Consider the following 16,702-nt stretch of genomic DNA (forward strand, 5'->3'; position numbering starts at 1 on the left):
AAACCTCCTAAACTATTTTTTCGTCCTATTTAAAGATTGCTTTGCCACATCTAATTCGTAATCCAAAGTGTCCAGATCTTCATTAAGCATTACATGTAAATCCTTTTGAATCGTCCCTCCCAATTCGGTTAACGTATGCCTCGTTTGTTTTAGAGACTGTTGCATTTCTATAGATTTGGAAGGCTGATTATATAGATAAGCATACTTTTCAGCTAATTCTACAAGGGAGTCAAGATGATTGTAAAAGAATGACTCTGCTTGGTAAAAACGTGCTGGCTCTTTTCTAGCGTTACTATAAATTTTCTGTGCTGTTCGAGCAATGGATAAATTTTCACGTGCATGCTGTAATGAACGAACTCGAAACAATGCTTTTTGCATTCGAGATATTTTCTGCTTTGCTTCTTTTAGATTTGTATCAATATATTTATACTCTTTCTTTTTCAAACCATGTCGTTTTACAAAACGATACTCCAGAAGTTGTTTTGAAGAGACATACATTACAACTCCGCCAATCGCTGCAAATAAACTAGTTAATAAAACGGTTTGACTATATATAAAAAAGCTAACCAACCAAATAGCTGTCATACTACTAAAACCAATCATACTTTGTATAAAAAATTGAAATACTGCTCTCATCCCATCACTCCTAGATCATATAGCCGTCTTACATCATACTTATATTATACTATTACGAATGAAAGCTTTAAAAGTTTCACCTTCTCTTTTTTCTATTATTTCCATATAAGGAAGATGGAATTCCTTGTTTTCTAATTTTAAAGTCATCACTTTCCATTAATAAAAGATCGTTCCAACAATAGCTTTTCTCTGATGTTTAGTGAAACTTACTTACCTGGGTGTGAGCGTTCGATAACTCCGGTTTTACGGACACTTATTCACCGTGGTAAACTATTAGCAATAACTTGAGCGAGATAGAAAGGGGTATGTAGGTGAAACGAATCGGGATCGATGCTGGAGGTTCGCTAGTAAAAGTAGCATTTGAAGAAAAAGGAAAAATGCATCTGAAGACATACTCATCTTATAAAATGGATGAAGTGATTCAGTGGTTAAAGACTTTATCTCCATATGCTTCATTCCATATAACCGGCGGAAGAACAAATCAATTAAATTTAGAAGGATATCGTGTCTATACGATTCCAGAATTTAATGCCATCGTTGAAGGAACATCCTATCTACTTCACCAAGAACGCAAACTACCACAAAACAACTATTTACTTGTGAATATTGGTACAGGTACTTCGATTTTTTATAATGAAAATCGTATTTCTGGAACAGGAATTGGAGGAGGTCTATTAACCGGACTCGGCAAACTATTAACAAATGAATCTGATTATAATCAACTTATCCAGATGGCAAAACAAGGTGACCGTACAAAAAGTGACTTGCTGGTCAGAGATATTTATAACGATTCGATTTCTCCTATCGATGAAACACTTACCGCTGCTAATTTTGGAAAAGTCGGATTTAATCATTCAGGTTCAAAAGAAGATCATATAGCTGCTCTAATACAATTAATAGGAGAAACAATACTTTTGATATCCAATGCAGCTGCACAATCAGTAAATACGAGCCAGATTGTTTTTATTGGCGGAACACTAACAAATAACCAACCATTAAAAGAAGTATTGCTTCATTTCCAAGAAAAAATGAACTATACCGCCACCTTTATAAATAACGGAGGTCATGCTGGAGCAATTGGGGCCATGCTATCTACCTAATGTTATTTATCATACCTTTGTTGGATAGTCCCCCCTCCCATCTTTTGGTAATCTATTAGTCTAAACAAACAAAATGGGAGATAACAAACATTGAGAAAAAAAATAGTTCTAGTCTTATCAATCTTATTATTTCTGATTGGCTGTGGAGATACTCATACATCTGAAGCCAATAACTCTTCTAATTTACCTATAGAAAATGGAAACTTAAAAGTACACTTTATTGATGTTAAACAAGCTGATGCAACTCTATTTTCCTTTATTAGTGAAGATGAAAATTATGCTGTTCTGTTTGATACCGGAGATTGGCAAGGAGTTGAAGTAGTTCCTTATCTACAGGAACAAAATATATCTCATCTTGATCTTGTCATTATCAGTCACCCAGATGCGGATCATATCGGACAATTAACAGATGTAATTGAAAATATTCAAGTCGATGAAGTATGGATGTCTGGAAATGAAAGTACTTCCCAAACTTATTTAGATGCAATGGAAGCTATATTAGATCAAGATATTACCTATCAAGAACCCCGTACTGGTGAAGAGTACACAATAGGACCACTTGATATAGAGATATTATATCCAGAAACCATTTCAGGTAAATCTAACGAAGAATCCGTATCAATTCGATTGGATTACGATGAGGTTTCCTTTGTACTTACTGGAGACGCCGGTAAACAAGAAGAACTTGAAATGATAGAATCAACCGAGTCACTAGATAGCACGGTCTTACATCTTGGTCATCATGGTTCTGATACTTCCTCAGATGCTGATTTTGTAAGAGAAGTCAATCCAGAGTTAGCCATTTATAGTGCGGGTCAAAATAATTCATATGGGCATCCGAGTGAAGAAGTAATTCGACTATTAAATAATAAGGATATTGAATGGTATGGCACTGATGTCAATGGTACGATTATTGTTGAAACAGACGGACAAGAATACTCCGTACAAATGGAACGTTCTCATGATAATTCTAAATCTGAATGTGTAAATATTAATGAGAGCACAATAGAAGATCTTCAAGAAATAGTTCATATTGGATCTTCCCGAGCAGAACAAATGGTAGACGAGCGTCCGTTTGAATCACTTCAAGAACTTGATGTCATAGAAGGAATTGGTCCAAGTCGAATTGCAGATATTGAAGAACAAGGAATCATTTGTAGTTTATAATAAGGAGGTTTACATTTGAAAGGAATCATTGATCGTTTTGAAAAAAACCTCGCTGTTATTCTCGTTGAAGGACAGAACAAAGAATATCATATCCAAAAATCTGATCTACCAACAAATTGCTCAATAAACTCAGTAGTGCAGATAGAGGAGAGAAATGGACACATATATATAACCTCTGATATGCCACAAGAAAAACAACAGCAAGATAAGGTAACTGCACTTCGTAAAGCACTACTTAACAAGGAAAATCCTAGTAAACTAAAACGAAAGAAATAACACGAATAAAGCTAGAGGGCCAATCATTTATCGTCCCCCTAGCTTGATCACTTTAATTACTTATTCTTATTCTTTACATCAGCAATCGTGTCTTGAGCTTCACCTTTCGCTTTATCACGTTTACCTTCTGCTTTTCGTTGGGAATCATCTGTTGCACTTCCCCATTGATCCTTTGCTTCACCTTTAACTTTATTTCCAATTGCTTTCGCTTTATCTTTCATACCATCACTCATGACGAAAACCTCCTATCATGTTTGTTAGTATTTGTTTTCCCTTATTGTTATTGATTAAACATGATTGACGTTTCTGCTTGAAGAAATCATATTTATAAACATCTCCAAAAAACGATCATCGTCCGTCAATTCGGGATGAAATGCACAAACAAGATAGTTTTTTTGACGTGCAGCTACGATTTTATCATCATATGCAGCTATTACTTCTACACCTTCGCCAACAGAATCGATATACGGTGCACGGATAAATACAGCATGATAGCTTTCTTTCATATTTTGGACTTGGATATTAGATTCAAAACTATCTTTTTGTCTACCAAATCCATTTCGTTCAACAGTTATATCCATGAGTTGCAAAGTAGGAGTATAATCCCTTCCAATCGTTTCTTTACTTAATAATACTAATCCTGCACAAGTTCCAAAAATAGCTTTTCCGTCAGTTGCAAAGTTCTGTATAGGTTCATATAAATGATTTTCTTCAATCAGTTTCCAAATAGCTGTACTCTCTCCACCAGGAATAATTAAGCCATCTAATTGATGTAAATCCGTTGGTTTCTTGACAACTACAGGTTGTTGTTTTAATTCTTTTAATCGGCTTACATGTTCACTAATCGCTCCTTGTAAGCCTAATACTCCTATACGATAAGGACTGAACATTCTATACACCACCTTTAAAGTTATTACCAGCCACGTTCTTGCATACGCTGATCAGCAGCTAAAGAATGCACATCGATACCAGTCATTGCTTCCCCTAGATCTTTCGATACTTCTGCAATACGTTCATAATCATCATAATAAGTAGTTGCTTGGACAATCGCATGGGCGAACTTTTCAGGGTGATGCGATTTAAAAATACCAGAGCCAACAAATACACCGTCTGCCCCTAATTCCATCATCAACGCAGCATCTGCTGGTGTAGCTATTCCTCCTGCTGCAAAATTAACAACTGGTAATCTTCCATTTTCTTTAATTTGTAGAAGTATCTCATATGGTGCTCCTAGATTTTTCGCCTCTGTCATCAATTCATCTTTGCTCATATGAACGACTTTTTTGACTTGTGCTTGAACTTCTCGCATATGACGAACCGCTTCAACAATATTCCCAGTACCAGGTTCTCCTTTTGTACGTAGCATTGCTGCGCCTTCACCAATTCTCCTAGCTGCTTCCCCCAAGTCTCTGCAACCACAAACAAACGGCACCGTATAATCAGACTTATTTAAATGGAATACTTCATCTGCTGGAGTTAGCACTTCACTTTCGTCAATATAATCAACTCCCAGTGATTCTAATACTCTTGCTTCTACTATATGACCTATTCGTGCTTTCGCCATGACAGGGATCGAGACAGACTGAATAATTTCTTCTACTAAGCTTGGATTTGCCATCCTTGCCACTCCTCCAGCAGCGCGAATATCTGATGGCACGCGTTCTAAAGCCATAACAGCTACCGCACCTGCCTGCTCAGCAATCTTGGCCTGCTCACTATTAACGACATCCATGATAACTCCGCCTTTTTGCATTTGAGCCATCCCTCTTTTAACTCGATCTGTACCAAGTTTTCTTTCCATAAATCTCACTCCTCATAATAGATTTTCTAGTGGTTTTTTATTATTATAAAAATAGATTGATATGTTTAAAAGCACCAATTTTTCATAATTTGATAAGGTCAGTTAGTAGAGAGGAGTTATTTAACATGGAAATGCTCAGTATACATTTGGATAGATCCCTAGGTACTCCATTATACGAACAAATATATATGTATATAAAACAGGAAATAATCAATTCTCATCTTTCATACGGAGAAAAGTTACCGTCCAAACGTAAATTATCAGAATTTCTTGAGGTCAGTCAGAATACAATTGAATCTGCATTTGATCAACTTATAGCTGAAGGATTTATTGAATCGATACCACGAAAAGGATATTTTGTATTGGCCCAGGGAGATTTAGAATATATTTATCAAGAGAAACACACTACTTCCACAGAAAATACTTCTGAAAATGAAATCAAATATGATTTTTACCCAAGTCGCATTGATACAGAAGCTTTTCCATTCGATCAGTGGAAGAAGTATGCAAAACAAATGATTGATAAACAATATCATCAACTATTATTACTAGGAGATGCACAAGGAGATGTTGAATTAAGAGAAGAAATTGCAAACTATCTTTATCACGCAAGAGGTATCCGTTGTGACCGTGATTCCATTATCATTGGTGCTGGTGTCGAAATATTATTACAGCAACTAATTTCTTTGTTCTCAAAAGAAACGTTATTTGGTATCGAAGACCCTGGTTACCAGCTGATTTTACATATTGTAAAACATTTTGGTCATCAAGCTTTTCCATTAGAAATGGATGATCAGGGGATTATGATGGAGGAATTGGAAAAAGCAGATCCATCATTAATATATGTAACCCCTTCTCATCATTTTCCATATGGATCTGTGCTATCTATTAATCGCAGAAATCAATTACTTCAGTGGGCAGGAAACAAACAGCAACGTTATATTATCGAAGATGACTATGATAGTGAATTTCGTTATACAGGAAAAACAATCCCGCCGCTGAAAAGTATGGATGCGAATGATCGTGTCATTTATTTAGGTTCCTTTTCGAAATCCTTAATCCCTTCACTGAGAGTAAGCTATATGATTTTGCCAAAACAGCTATTGCGTTTCTTCAACGACAAGCTTTCGTTCTATCATTCCACTGTCTCCAGAATCGATCAACAAGTACTTGCACAATTTATGAAGAATGGAGATTTTGAAAAACATCTCAATCGAATGCGAAAAATATATCGAAGAAAGTTGGAATTAGTTCTCGAACTTATAAGGCCTTACCATCCTATTATTCAGCTTGTTGGTGAACAATCTGGATTACATATTGTTTGTGAGGTAAAAAATGGGAAATCGGCACAGGAAATACTAGACAATGCAAATAAAGCTAATCTAAAGGTCTATCCGATTACAGCTTACACTGCTACGGATTGGTCAACGGAATATCCACAATTCATTATCGGATTTGCAGGGATACCATATAAACATTTACAACATGCGATTGAATCATTTTTAGACATCTGCCTGTCAAAGTAGAAATATGGTATAATTAGCATCTGTATTTTTTTAAAAAGGTGTGACATGATGAATAAACAAGAAATTATACAACGCATACTCATTGTATTCACGTTAACGTTAGCTGTAGCGTGTATAGGTATTTACATGGGACAATTCATACCTCAACAATGGATGCTGTCACTACTGATTATTGAAATTATCATGTTAATAGCTGCTGTACTTTTACGACGTTGGGGCCGAATTGGTTATATATTCTTATTTTCATTTGTGATAATAACCGGAATAACCATGTTTCCAGCAATTTACTATTATCTAAGTGAGATAGGTGCTATCGTTGTTTTATTTGTGTTTTTGTTAACTTTAATGATTTTTACCATTTTAGGAATAGTTGGCTGGGTATTAGAGAAAGATTTGTCTTTTATGGGTTCTACATTATTTATAATTTTACTTGTACTGATTGCTTTTAGCATATTTAATTGGTTTGTTCCACAATCTGATACAGTATTAGTAATCGTGGCTTGTGTTTCTGCTGGGCTATTTTCGGTATATATCGTTTATGACTTTAACCAAATCAAACATCGAGCATTAACCGCAAAAGATGTTCCAAGTGCAGTATTGAGCTTATACCTTGATTTTGTTAACCTTTTCCTCGACTTATTACGAATTGTAGCTTATGTTTTCAAAAGAAGAGGTTAACGTCGCTTGTCACCACTAATAGAAAGGAAGATTAATGTTGGAAGTACTTCAAACAATTATAGATCATGTAAATAATTTTTTATGGGAATACGTTTTAATCTTTGTGTTAATAGGTTTGGGGCTTTACTATACTATCAGAACAAATTTTGTTCAGTTTCGTTTGTTCCCTGAAATGTTTCGAGTTATTGGAGATAAGCGTTCCTTTGATGCTTCAGGGAAAAAAGGAACTAGTTCCTTTCAAGCATTTGCGATAAGTGCAGCATCTCGCGTTGGAACAGGAAATATGGCTGGTGTTGCAACCGCAGTTGCTTTAGGTGGACCAGGAGCATTATTTTGGATGTGGATTATTGCTCTTTTAGGTGCAGCATCTGGTTTTGTGGAAAGTACTCTTGCACAGCTTTATAAAGAAAAGGACTCTAATCAATATCGTGGTGGTCCAGCCTATTATATTGAAAAGGGCATGAAGAAACGTTGGCTCGGTATTGTATTTGCAATTACGATTACATTTACATATGGACTCGTATTTAATTCGGTACAATCCAATACAATTAGTTTAGCATTCGAAGGACAATTTCAAATTGATCCACTTTGGATAGCTGTTATATTAACTACACTCGTTGCCGTGATTATATTTGGTGGATTAAAGAGTATAGCTAATGTATCACAAGTTATTGTACCTTTTATGGCTATACTGTATATCGTCCTTGCTTTGATTATACTAGTAATGAATATTCCTGCTATTCCAGACATGTTTGCACTTATTTTTTCCAATGCATTCGGTATTGAACAAGTAGCTGGCGGTGGATTTGGTGCAGCAATTATGATGGGAATTAAACGTGGACTATTTTCTAATGAAGCAGGTATGGGGGCTGCTCCTAATGCTGCTGCAACTGCTGAAGTTAGCCATCCAGTTAAACAAGGGTTAGTTCAAGCATTAGGTGTATTTTTCGATACTATTCTAGTGTGTACAGCAACAGGATTTGTTATCTTAACTGCCGGAGGTTTTGCAGGTAGTGATGATGATGGCATACAAATTACACAAACTGCATTTACCCAGACTCTTGGAGAATGGGCAGGAATATTTATTGCCGTAGCAATTTTCTTATTTGCATTTAGTTCTATCCTCGGTAATTATTACTATGGAGAAAATAATATTGCATATATTCGTAATACGAAAATTGGGTTATTTATTTATCGTATTGCTGTTCTAGCAATGGTTGTCTTTGGAACGCTGGCTTCATTTGATATGGTATGGTCGTTGGCAGATGTAACGATGGCATTGTTAGCATTAATTAACTTGTATGCAATTACCGTCCTATTTAAAAAAGCAAATATTCTACTTAAAGACTATGTAAAACAGCGTAAACAAGGGAAAGATCCAGTGTTTTATAAAGATACTTTAGATGACCAAACTGGTATTGAATGTTGGGATCGAGAATTCCACAAGAACCAATAATATGTAACGGAAAGCATCGCTTCATGCGGTGCTTTTTTATATGTATCATTTGAAACTCGTGCTTTCCTGCATGAGTCGCCGTCCTTCATTACAATCAATAGCCAAGTATTTTCTATAACCAGAACATTAATTCACGTGAACATTTTCTGTCAAATTTATCTTTTACACACCTATATAGAATGCTACATAGGTGACAATACCTACATTGCTTCGATAGAATAGGTATGTCAAATACACTCGAAGATTAATAGGAGGTTTATTCCTTTGACGATAGAAAAAGTTTCTCAAGAGGCAAAGTTGTTTTTGACACAATACTGTGATGAAACAGATAAGCCACATGACTATTTAGCTAAACGAATCGCTCAAGTCAACTCGGAAATAGAAAAAAAAGGATACTATACTCAAATGTACGACGAAATTGTCTATGGCGCTAAGTTAGCATGGCGAAATTCCAATCGATGTATTGGTAGACTTTTTTGGGAACGGATAGAAGTCGTTGATGCACGAAATGTTGACACTTACGAAGAAGTTTTTGAATACCTCCTCAGCCATATACAATTATCGTTCAACCACGGAAGAATCAAGCCATACATTACCATCTTCCGTCCAGAACAAGACAAGAAGAACATCATAAAAATTTGGAATCATCAACTATTAAGATATGCAGGTTATCAAACGGACGAAGGTATTATTGGAGATCCAGATTCCATTGAGTTCACAAAAATTTGTGAACGTTTGAATTGGAAAGGCGCACGCACAAATTTCGATATTCTACCACTCGTAGTACAAATTGGAGACCAACATCCACAATGGATGGAGATTCCAAATGAGATCATTCCAGAAATACCAATCGAACATCCTGATTATCCGGAGATAGCTTCTTTAAATTTAAAATGGTATGCTATTCCAATTATATCTGATATGCGTTTAGAAATTGGCGGGCTCGATTATATTGCAGCTCCATTCAATGGTTGGTATATGGGAACAGAAATTGGTGCCAGAAATTTTGCCGATGAATATCGTTATGATATGTTACCAAAGATTGCTGAAAAGATGGGAATTAATACCAAACATGAAAGTAATCTTTGGAGAGATCGAGCATTGGTAGAATTAAATGCTGCCATTCTTTACTCATTTAAAAAGCAAGGGATTACGATTACAGACCACCACACTGCAGCTAAACAATTCGAAGTTTTTGAAAAGCACGAGGCTGCCAAAGGTCGGGATGTCACAGGTAAGTGGACTTGGCTTATACCGCCTGTTTCTCCTGCAACTACACATATATGGCATAAACCCTATAGAAACGATATTTTAAAACCTAATTTCTTTTATCAAAATAAATTTTATCAACCAACATCTTGTCCCTTTCATTAATAAAGCCTAGTGAATGTTAGTTTCACAAGGGCAGGATAAATAAAAAGCTTTTGGAGGAAATTTCTTATAATGAACCTTTCATCTATTTTTTTATTAGGAATCTTATCTATTTTACCAGGTGTAAGTGGTGCCGATTTATGGGATCACATAACCAAACCTTTCCAACTCATACATGATATTCAGGAAGAACAACCTGTTCATGAGCAATCTATTGTTGTTGATGGTCATATTGACACAATGATGAATGTTCTTGACGAAAATACATGGCTTCCAACTTTAAATATTGAAGAGCCGACATCGCTTCATATTGATATAGAAAAATTAAAAGAAAGTGGTATAGATGTAGGTTACTTTGCTGCATTTACAACAGATTACGGTTATACAGAAAGAAACTTAAGTAGAACATTAGCTTTAATAAATGCTTTGTACTGGACCGTTGAAAACAATCAGGAGTCCATGACTATCTCACCATCTCTCAATGAAATTAAAGATACACTTGCTAATGACAAAATTGCAATTGTACCAACTATAGAAGGCGGTTATTCTTTTTCACAAGAAAATAGTAAAGAACTTGTGCAACAGTATAAGGATCTTGGAATAAAAGCAATCGGATTTAATTGGAACTATTCAAACATTCTTGGTGAAGGAGCAGATGAAGTATACTTAGATGGACGTTCTTCTTCAGGCGGGTTAACGACAACAGGCGAAGAACTCGTTCAAGAAATGAATCGCCTAGGAATGATTGTAGATGTTTCTCATATGTCTAGAAGTACGTTTTGGGATGTGATCGAAACAACAGAAGCTCCTATTATGGCGACACATTCTGGTGTCGAAGAATTGAGAAGTCATCAAAGAAATCTAACTGATGAGCAATTACAAGCACTCAAAGAAAACAATGGCGTTGTTGGAATTGTATTTTATCCAGTATTTTTATCCGAAAATAACCAAGCTACTATCAATGATATTGTAGACCATATTGATTATGTCGTCGATTTAATAGGAATAAATCACGTTGCCATAGGTTCTGATTTTGATGGCGCAGATCTTCCTTCCGATATGACCGATAGTACTGACCTTCCCCTTCTGACTAAAGAATTGGAGAATAGAGGATATTCAAATGATGATATCCGAAAAATTCTTGGAGAAAATTCCTTAAGAGTAATGAATGATGTGGAAGAAATTTCAGAAGTTGAAAATGTTGCATCAAGTTCGACAGCTAATATTCTTCCTGAATTTCAAATGGGAGATCATATAAACTCTTCAACACCTACTTTCAAGGCAACCATTGAAATGGATGATTCCGCTCAAGTGGAAGAAGTTAATATTATTGTTGATGGACATAGATTTAAAGCAGAGTATGACGCAAGTTCTGGAGAGGTCTCTCATACAGTTACAGAAAAATTAACAGAATATTATCATGTCATCACCTTTGAAGTTGTATTAAATAATGGTGACACTATTCGAGATACTGCGATAGTATATTTAGATAATTAACTAAATAAGAACGAGCTCTGGACATAGTTAAAAGAGGTACGATATCCTGAAATTACATCCTAAAGCTCGTTCTTTTATTTTATTCAAAAATGATTGTCTTATTTTCATGGACAAGGATACGATCTTCTAAGTGCCATTTTACAGCTCGTGAGAGAACGCGTCTTTCAATTGATTGACCAATTTTCTTTAAATCGGCTGCATTTTGTTCGTGATTTACACGGTCAATATCTTGTTCAATAATCGGTCCTTCATCTAAGTCATTTGTTACATAATGTGAAGTTGCTCCAATCATTTTCACCCCGCGATCATATGCACGTTCATACGGTTTTGCCCCAATAAAAGCTGGTAAGAATGAATGGTGAATATTAATTATTTTATTTTCATATTTCTCAACAAAATGAGGACTAAGTATTTGCATATATCTTGCTAAGATAATCATCTCAATATCATATTTCTTTAGAATTTCATTTTGCTTGTCCTCAGCTTCCTTTTTTTGTCCTTTCGTGACTGGAACATGATAAAAAGGAATCCCTGCGGCCTCCACCATTTCCCTTGCAGTTTCGTGATTACTAATTACTACTTTAATATTTGCTAATAAATCTCCACTTTGCCATTCCCACAATAATTCAAGTAGACAATGAGGTTCTTTCGAAACAAAGATGGCTACATTTTTAAACTCACTCATCATAGCTATACGCCATTCCATTTCCATACGTTCAGCAACGAATTGAAACTTTTCCTTCAATTGTTCTACCTGTTCAGATAAACCTTTGATTTCAAATTCTAATCGCATGAAGAATTCTCCACCCTCTGGATCAACAGTATACTGATTGGAAGCTACAATATTTGCTCCTTGTTCATGTAAGAATGTTGAAACTGCTGCGACAATTCCTTGTTTATCTGGACATTTAATTAATAGTCGCGCTCGATCTTTATACCTTTCTTGAAATGTATCTAATTTATTTTCTGAATATCGGTACATATGAATCACAACTTTCTATCATCTTTTACTTTATCCTGCATGTAACGGGAATTTATAACCCCTACCTGATGAAGTTTTACTTTATAGTACTTTAAAGTATGAAAGAGCTATCAGTCAAGTTATGGCTTTATGTAAATATAATATTAGCAATTCCTGTAGGATTTATTATGACTCTCCGACTTTCGCCCATCCTAAATGATTATGTTTTGCATACAGTATAGATAGAACATCCAGAGTAGGGGGTATTGAAATGACTTCAGACAATAATTCATCTGATCCGAATAAGAAAAAGATATTACCTGAGAACTGGGATATTGACTTTAAACCACTACATCAATTTATGGATCGCATGGACTCTTTGTTCAATCATTCATTTAAGCAATTTAATGGTCATGTATTTCATCCCTTTTATGTAGATACCATTGAAACTGATGAAGCTATGATTATTAAAGCAGAGCTACCAGGGTATACACGAGAGCAAATTGAATTAGAAATAATCGGGAATCGCTTAAAGATAGTTGTAGAAAACAGAATATCAAATGAGCTACACTCAGATTCATTCTCCAAAAAGGAATCGTCAACTGAAAAAAAAGAAAGAACCATCACAATCCCATTTAATATTCCTAAAAAAGAAACAACAGCAACTTTAGAAAAAGGTATTTTAGCAATTACGATACCTAAATTGAATACAAATCGACATTTCTTAAACATTGAATAAACACACCCGTTTAGCAACGTAATGAGTACGCCGCTGTTATAGGGAAGATTCGACAATGGTCGAACTTCCTTTTTTCTTTGATCTATAGGTAATCACGGTGAGGAGACGAACCGATGATAACTTTCACCCTAACAAGGTAAGCCTCATAAGTAACATTTAGCAAGTCTTATTTAGTTATTTCGTTTTCTACAGCACGCACTCAAATATTATAATTTCCATTGCATAATAAAAAAACAGAGGCAGCGTCCATTAGAACGTAACCTCTGATTCTTTATTTGTTCCGAATATAAGGACAGTAATACCCCACTTAAAAAAGTTTCACTTTACTATTTTAATTTCTTCATGACTCCACTAATTAATGGACTGACGTTTTGATATACTTCCTGTAATTGACCAGCCGTTGTCATTAACTTACCGTAATCCCATTCACCTTTGTCATCTTGAAACATCGTTTTCACATGATTAGCAGTGCCTTGTATTTGACTATACTTATTTGATTGACCTGGTAAATACTTATTTTGTGGAGATAATCCAAAACCTCTTCTTCTTATTGCAGTCGGTTGAGGTCTACGTGGTCGTGGTCCAAATATTGGTCTTTCTGAACGTCTATCAAACATTTGTACAGTTCCCCTCCTCCGAGATACTTTGCTATAATTTATGCAAATATGTTTCATTGGAAAGGGCAATCCGTCTATCTCTTCATAAAAGACATTTTTTTGTCTCCTATTAATCGAGTCCAATTTGATTTCTTGCAGCTTCCATTACACTAGCTACATGAAGGGAATGTTCTAGGAGTTGGTCTCTTGCCACATAATCCTCGTTTGTAATAATCTCTTGAAAACGTCTAAATTCATACGTTAATCTAGGATCATCTTGTTGAACAGAAATAACTATTTCTTCATCTTTTTTCTTCAACGTTACTTTTTGAACTCCATTAGCCCCTTGAGAAACATAGAGATATCCTTCTTCGCCTTGAATCATTACAAAATTAACTCCAGTCGTATCTTTTGCTCCTACACAACTAGCTTGGAAAGTCGGATAAGATAACACCGCTATTCCAGAAGTATCTATTCCATTGCTATGTTGATTCGCTGAATAGTTAACTTTTTCTGGCTTTCCAAATAAGTTAAGCACGAAATGAAGATTATAAATGTTTATATCTGCCAATGCACCTCCAGCAAATTTAGGATCAAATATATTCGTAACCTCTCCATTTTTTAGTTGATCATAACGACTAGAATACTGGCTATAATTGCATTGCACTAGCTTAATCGGCCCAAGACTGTCTAAATGTTCTTTAATTAGTTGATAATTGGGTAAATGTAAAGTTGGAATAGCTTCAAATAAAAATACTTCTTTTTCCTTTGCAAGTGAGAATAATGCTTTAGCTTCTTCATGAGATGAAGTAAAAGGTTTTTCACAAATGACATTTTTTCCATATTCCATCGAAAGACGAGCTTGTTCAGCATGTAAACTATTAGGCGAGGCAATATAAATGGTATCAATTTCAGAATCACTTAACATTTCCTCTAAATTCGTATATATTTTTGCAATATCATAACGATCTGCCAGGCGCTGTGCTTTATCTTTAGTCCGTGAAAAAGCAGCAACACATTGCACATCTTGTAACGATTCAATTGCTTGTAACATTTCCTCTACTATTTTCCCAGAACCAATAGTTGCTATATTCAATTTACATCTTCCTTTCTTCCATAGTAATTCTGTTTCACCTACATTGTAATCCAAATCAATAGATAGATATAGTCTTTTTCATCTAAAAACAAAAAAGACAGGATACTCCAATCCCTATCAAAGCCATATTTCCTACCTTATCTATATAATAAAATCTTCCCGTCTTTTCTTTATCGTCTCGCAAAACGGGAAGATTAACTGAGATTATCTATCTTCCATTATGTTTCTTATTGTATTTGCAGCTAACTCCGGATTCTCTTGTCCAGTAATGGCACTGCCAATTATAACAATATCTGGTTTGTGTTGTTTAATATCTGGTAATGTTTTCGAATTGATTCCTCCAGCCACTGCTACTTGTACAGGAATTCCCTCGATTAAAGAAAATAAATCGGTATGAAAGACCCCTTCTGATTGTTTATCTTTACCCACATGTAAACCTACTAAATCAGCCCCAGTCGATGATAACTCTTTTACTCGATCTGCAGATTGGATTTCTAACAAGTCTATCATCATTTGTCCATTCATTTCTTTTGCAACTTGTAAAGTCTCTTTAATGGTAGAATTAGCTGCGAATCCCATTACAGTTACAATATCTGCCCCTGCTGTAAATGCTTGCTTTGCTTCATATTTTCCAGCATCACATATTTTCATATCTGCTAGAATCTTTTTTCCAGGATATAATTCTTTTATTTCTTTTATAATCGAGACGCCATATTCTTTAATTACGCCAGTTCCAATCTCGATAATATCAATATGTTGTTTCACACTTTCTAGTATGCGAATACTTTCCCCACGTGTTAGTCGATCTAATGCTAATTGTAATTTCATAAATTCTCACCTCGATTACCGTTCTATTCTCTCTACTTCTCCTAGTCGTTCTTGAACATCTTCATAATATGGAAGCCCTTCGTTATCACCTGTAATACCAACAACCATCGATCCTATTGTATTTGCAAAATTAAGTGTTCGCTTTAAAGACCATTCATGAAGATAACCATAGAGAACTCCAGCATTAAATCCATCTCCTGCACCGACCGTATCTACGACTTTGCTAGCTTTAACTGGAGCTGCTTTAATCGTTTCACCAAGAGAATAACCTACTGATCCGTTTTCTCCTTGCTTAATCGTTACATAAGAGATCCCCATTTTTTTACACGCTTCAATAATTGCTACCGGGTCCCGTTTTCCAATAATAATGTCCATTTCCTCGTCACCAGCTAACAAAATATCAACATCCGGTAAAATTTCTAACAATACCTTCCGAGCTTGTTCCTTCGACCACATTTTTAAGCGAATATTTGGGTCAAAAGATATTTTCACCCCATGTTTCTTTGCCAAATGTATAGCCTGCTTCCATACTTTTAATGCTGCGTCACCAATAGCAGGGAATATTCCTGTTAAGTGGAGAATTTTTGCATTTTTAAAGTATGATTCATTTAAATCATCTGGTGTCATCGACAACGTAGGTGATTTATCACGATAGTAAAATGTTTTTACACTGCCATCTTCCATAATTTCTTTAAAGTTAATCGATGTTGGATAGTGGTCGATAAAATCTATTTCCGATGTATCAATGCCTTCTCCTCTTACAAAATTACGAATGGATTTCCCAAATTCGTCATTACCAAGTCTGGTTATATATCCAGTATTTAGCCCTAACCGTGAGCATCCGATAGCTAAATTCAACTCCGCCCCACCAATTGTTTTATGAAATCCATTTACAAATTTCATAGGTCCAGTAGATTCTGGGTTGAAAACTACCATCGCTTCTCCTAACGTTATAATATCTTTCATATATACCC

Annotated in this window: 18 protein-coding genes; 9 read left to right on the forward strand and 9 right to left on the reverse strand. The window is 35.3% G+C overall.

The window, feature by feature from the left end; all coding sequences use genetic code 11:
* Nucleotides 1-12: 12 nt before the first annotated feature.
* Nucleotides 13-636 carry a 5-bromo-4-chloroindolyl phosphate hydrolysis family protein gene (locus C794_RS14430; protein ID WP_017797859.1) on the reverse strand — a complete coding sequence of 208 codons (624 nt, stop codon included), beginning with the start codon at nucleotides 634-636 and terminating at the stop codon, nucleotides 13-15.
* Between the two features lie 311 nt (nucleotides 637-947).
* Here C794_RS14430 and coaW point away from each other — a divergent pair, with 311 nt between their 5' ends.
* The 3 genes from coaW (at nucleotide 948) to C794_RS14445 (ending at nucleotide 3,179) form a co-directional block, all read left to right on the forward strand.
* Entirely contained in the window at nucleotides 948-1,736 is a 789-nt protein-coding gene (gene coaW / locus C794_RS14435; protein ID WP_017797860.1) for a type II pantothenate kinase, read from the forward strand.
* Nucleotides 1,737-1,826: 90 nt separating this feature from the next.
* Nucleotides 1,827-2,903, forward strand: coding sequence for an MBL fold metallo-hydrolase (locus C794_RS14440; protein ID WP_017797861.1), 1,077 nt, complete (start codon nucleotides 1,827-1,829; stop codon nucleotides 2,901-2,903).
* A 15-nt stretch (nucleotides 2,904-2,918) separates the two neighbouring features.
* The gene (locus C794_RS14445) at nucleotides 2,919-3,179 is read left to right on the forward strand and encodes a DUF3006 domain-containing protein (RefSeq protein ID WP_017797862.1); all 261 of its coding nucleotides are present in this window, start codon (nucleotides 2,919-2,921) and stop codon (nucleotides 3,177-3,179) included.
* Between the two features lie 56 nt (nucleotides 3,180-3,235).
* On the opposite strand, the gene C794_RS20500 is transcribed toward C794_RS14445, so the two are convergent.
* Genes C794_RS20500 through pdxS form a run of 3 tightly spaced genes read right to left on the reverse strand, consistent with a single transcriptional unit; the run spans nucleotide 3,236 to nucleotide 4,980 of the window.
* Nucleotides 3,236-3,412, reverse strand: a complete 177-nt coding sequence (locus tag C794_RS20500) for a CsbD family protein (RefSeq protein ID WP_017797863.1) — start codon at nucleotides 3,410-3,412, stop codon at nucleotides 3,236-3,238.
* A 54-nt stretch (nucleotides 3,413-3,466) separates the two neighbouring features.
* The gene (gene pdxT / locus C794_RS14455) at nucleotides 3,467-4,069 is read right to left on the reverse strand and encodes a pyridoxal 5'-phosphate synthase glutaminase subunit PdxT (RefSeq protein WP_017797864.1); all 603 of its coding nucleotides are present in this window, start codon (nucleotides 4,067-4,069) and stop codon (nucleotides 3,467-3,469) included.
* Nucleotides 4,070-4,092: 23 nt separating this feature from the next.
* Complete coding sequence (gene pdxS / locus C794_RS14460) at nucleotides 4,093-4,980, reverse strand: pyridoxal 5'-phosphate synthase lyase subunit PdxS (RefSeq protein WP_017797865.1); 888 nt, start codon at nucleotides 4,978-4,980, stop codon at nucleotides 4,093-4,095.
* Nucleotides 4,981-5,105: 125 nt separating this feature from the next.
* On the opposite strand from pdxS, the gene pdxR reads away from it, so the two are divergent.
* The 5 genes from pdxR to C794_RS14485 all read left to right on the forward strand — a co-directional run bounded on the left by pdxR (nucleotide 5,106) and on the right by C794_RS14485 (nucleotide 11,508).
* Nucleotides 5,106-6,506, forward strand: coding sequence for a MocR-like pyridoxine biosynthesis transcription factor PdxR (gene pdxR / locus C794_RS14465; protein ID WP_017797866.1), 1,401 nt, complete (start codon nucleotides 5,106-5,108; stop codon nucleotides 6,504-6,506).
* A 48-nt stretch (nucleotides 6,507-6,554) separates the two neighbouring features.
* Entirely contained in the window at nucleotides 6,555-7,184 is a 630-nt protein-coding gene (locus tag C794_RS14470) for a Bax inhibitor-1/YccA family protein (RefSeq protein ID WP_017797867.1), read from the forward strand.
* A 34-nt stretch (nucleotides 7,185-7,218) separates the two neighbouring features.
* The gene (locus C794_RS14475) at nucleotides 7,219-8,640 is read left to right on the forward strand and encodes an alanine/glycine:cation symporter family protein (protein ID WP_039819658.1); all 1,422 of its coding nucleotides are present in this window, start codon (nucleotides 7,219-7,221) and stop codon (nucleotides 8,638-8,640) included.
* Nucleotides 8,641-8,904: 264 nt separating this feature from the next.
* On the forward strand, nucleotides 8,905-10,014 hold the full coding sequence (locus tag C794_RS14480; RefSeq protein ID WP_017797869.1) for a nitric oxide synthase oxygenase: 1,110 nt from the start codon (nucleotides 8,905-8,907) through the stop codon (nucleotides 10,012-10,014).
* A 69-nt stretch (nucleotides 10,015-10,083) separates the two neighbouring features.
* On the forward strand, nucleotides 10,084-11,508 hold the full coding sequence (locus C794_RS14485) for a dipeptidase (protein ID WP_017797870.1): 1,425 nt from the start codon (nucleotides 10,084-10,086) through the stop codon (nucleotides 11,506-11,508).
* Between the two features lie 79 nt (nucleotides 11,509-11,587).
* Here C794_RS14485 and purU read toward each other — a convergent pair whose 3' ends face one another.
* Complete coding sequence (gene purU / locus C794_RS14490; RefSeq protein WP_017797871.1) at nucleotides 11,588-12,490, reverse strand: formyltetrahydrofolate deformylase; 903 nt, start codon at nucleotides 12,488-12,490, stop codon at nucleotides 11,588-11,590.
* Between the two features lie 250 nt (nucleotides 12,491-12,740).
* Here purU and C794_RS14495 point away from each other — a divergent pair, with 250 nt between their 5' ends.
* The gene (locus C794_RS14495; RefSeq protein WP_017797872.1) at nucleotides 12,741-13,208 is read left to right on the forward strand and encodes an Hsp20/alpha crystallin family protein; all 468 of its coding nucleotides are present in this window, start codon (nucleotides 12,741-12,743) and stop codon (nucleotides 13,206-13,208) included.
* Between the two features lie 326 nt (nucleotides 13,209-13,534).
* Here the strand turns inward: C794_RS14495 and C794_RS14500 are convergent, their stop codons facing one another.
* The 4 genes from C794_RS14500 to C794_RS14515 form a co-directional block, all read right to left on the reverse strand.
* Entirely contained in the window at nucleotides 13,535-13,825 is a 291-nt protein-coding gene (locus C794_RS14500) for a YppG family protein (protein ID WP_017797873.1), read from the reverse strand.
* 109 nt (nucleotides 13,826-13,934) lie between these two features.
* A complete protein-coding gene (locus C794_RS14505) occupies nucleotides 13,935-14,900 on the reverse strand; it encodes a Gfo/Idh/MocA family protein (RefSeq protein WP_017797874.1) in 966 nt (321 codons plus the stop codon).
* A 204-nt stretch (nucleotides 14,901-15,104) separates the two neighbouring features.
* Nucleotides 15,105-15,728 (reverse strand): 3-hexulose-6-phosphate synthase, encoded by a 624-nt coding sequence (hxlA, locus tag C794_RS14510; protein ID WP_017797875.1) that lies wholly within the window; start codon nucleotides 15,726-15,728, stop codon nucleotides 15,105-15,107.
* Between the two features lie 15 nt (nucleotides 15,729-15,743).
* Entirely contained in the window at nucleotides 15,744-16,694 is a 951-nt protein-coding gene (locus tag C794_RS14515) for a sugar kinase (RefSeq protein WP_017797876.1), read from the reverse strand.
* Nucleotides 16,695-16,702: the final 8 nt, after the last annotated feature.

It is taken from the genome of Oceanobacillus kimchii X50 (assembly GCF_000340475.1).
GTDB lineage: Bacteria > Bacillota > Bacilli > Bacillales > Amphibacillaceae > Oceanobacillus > Oceanobacillus kimchii.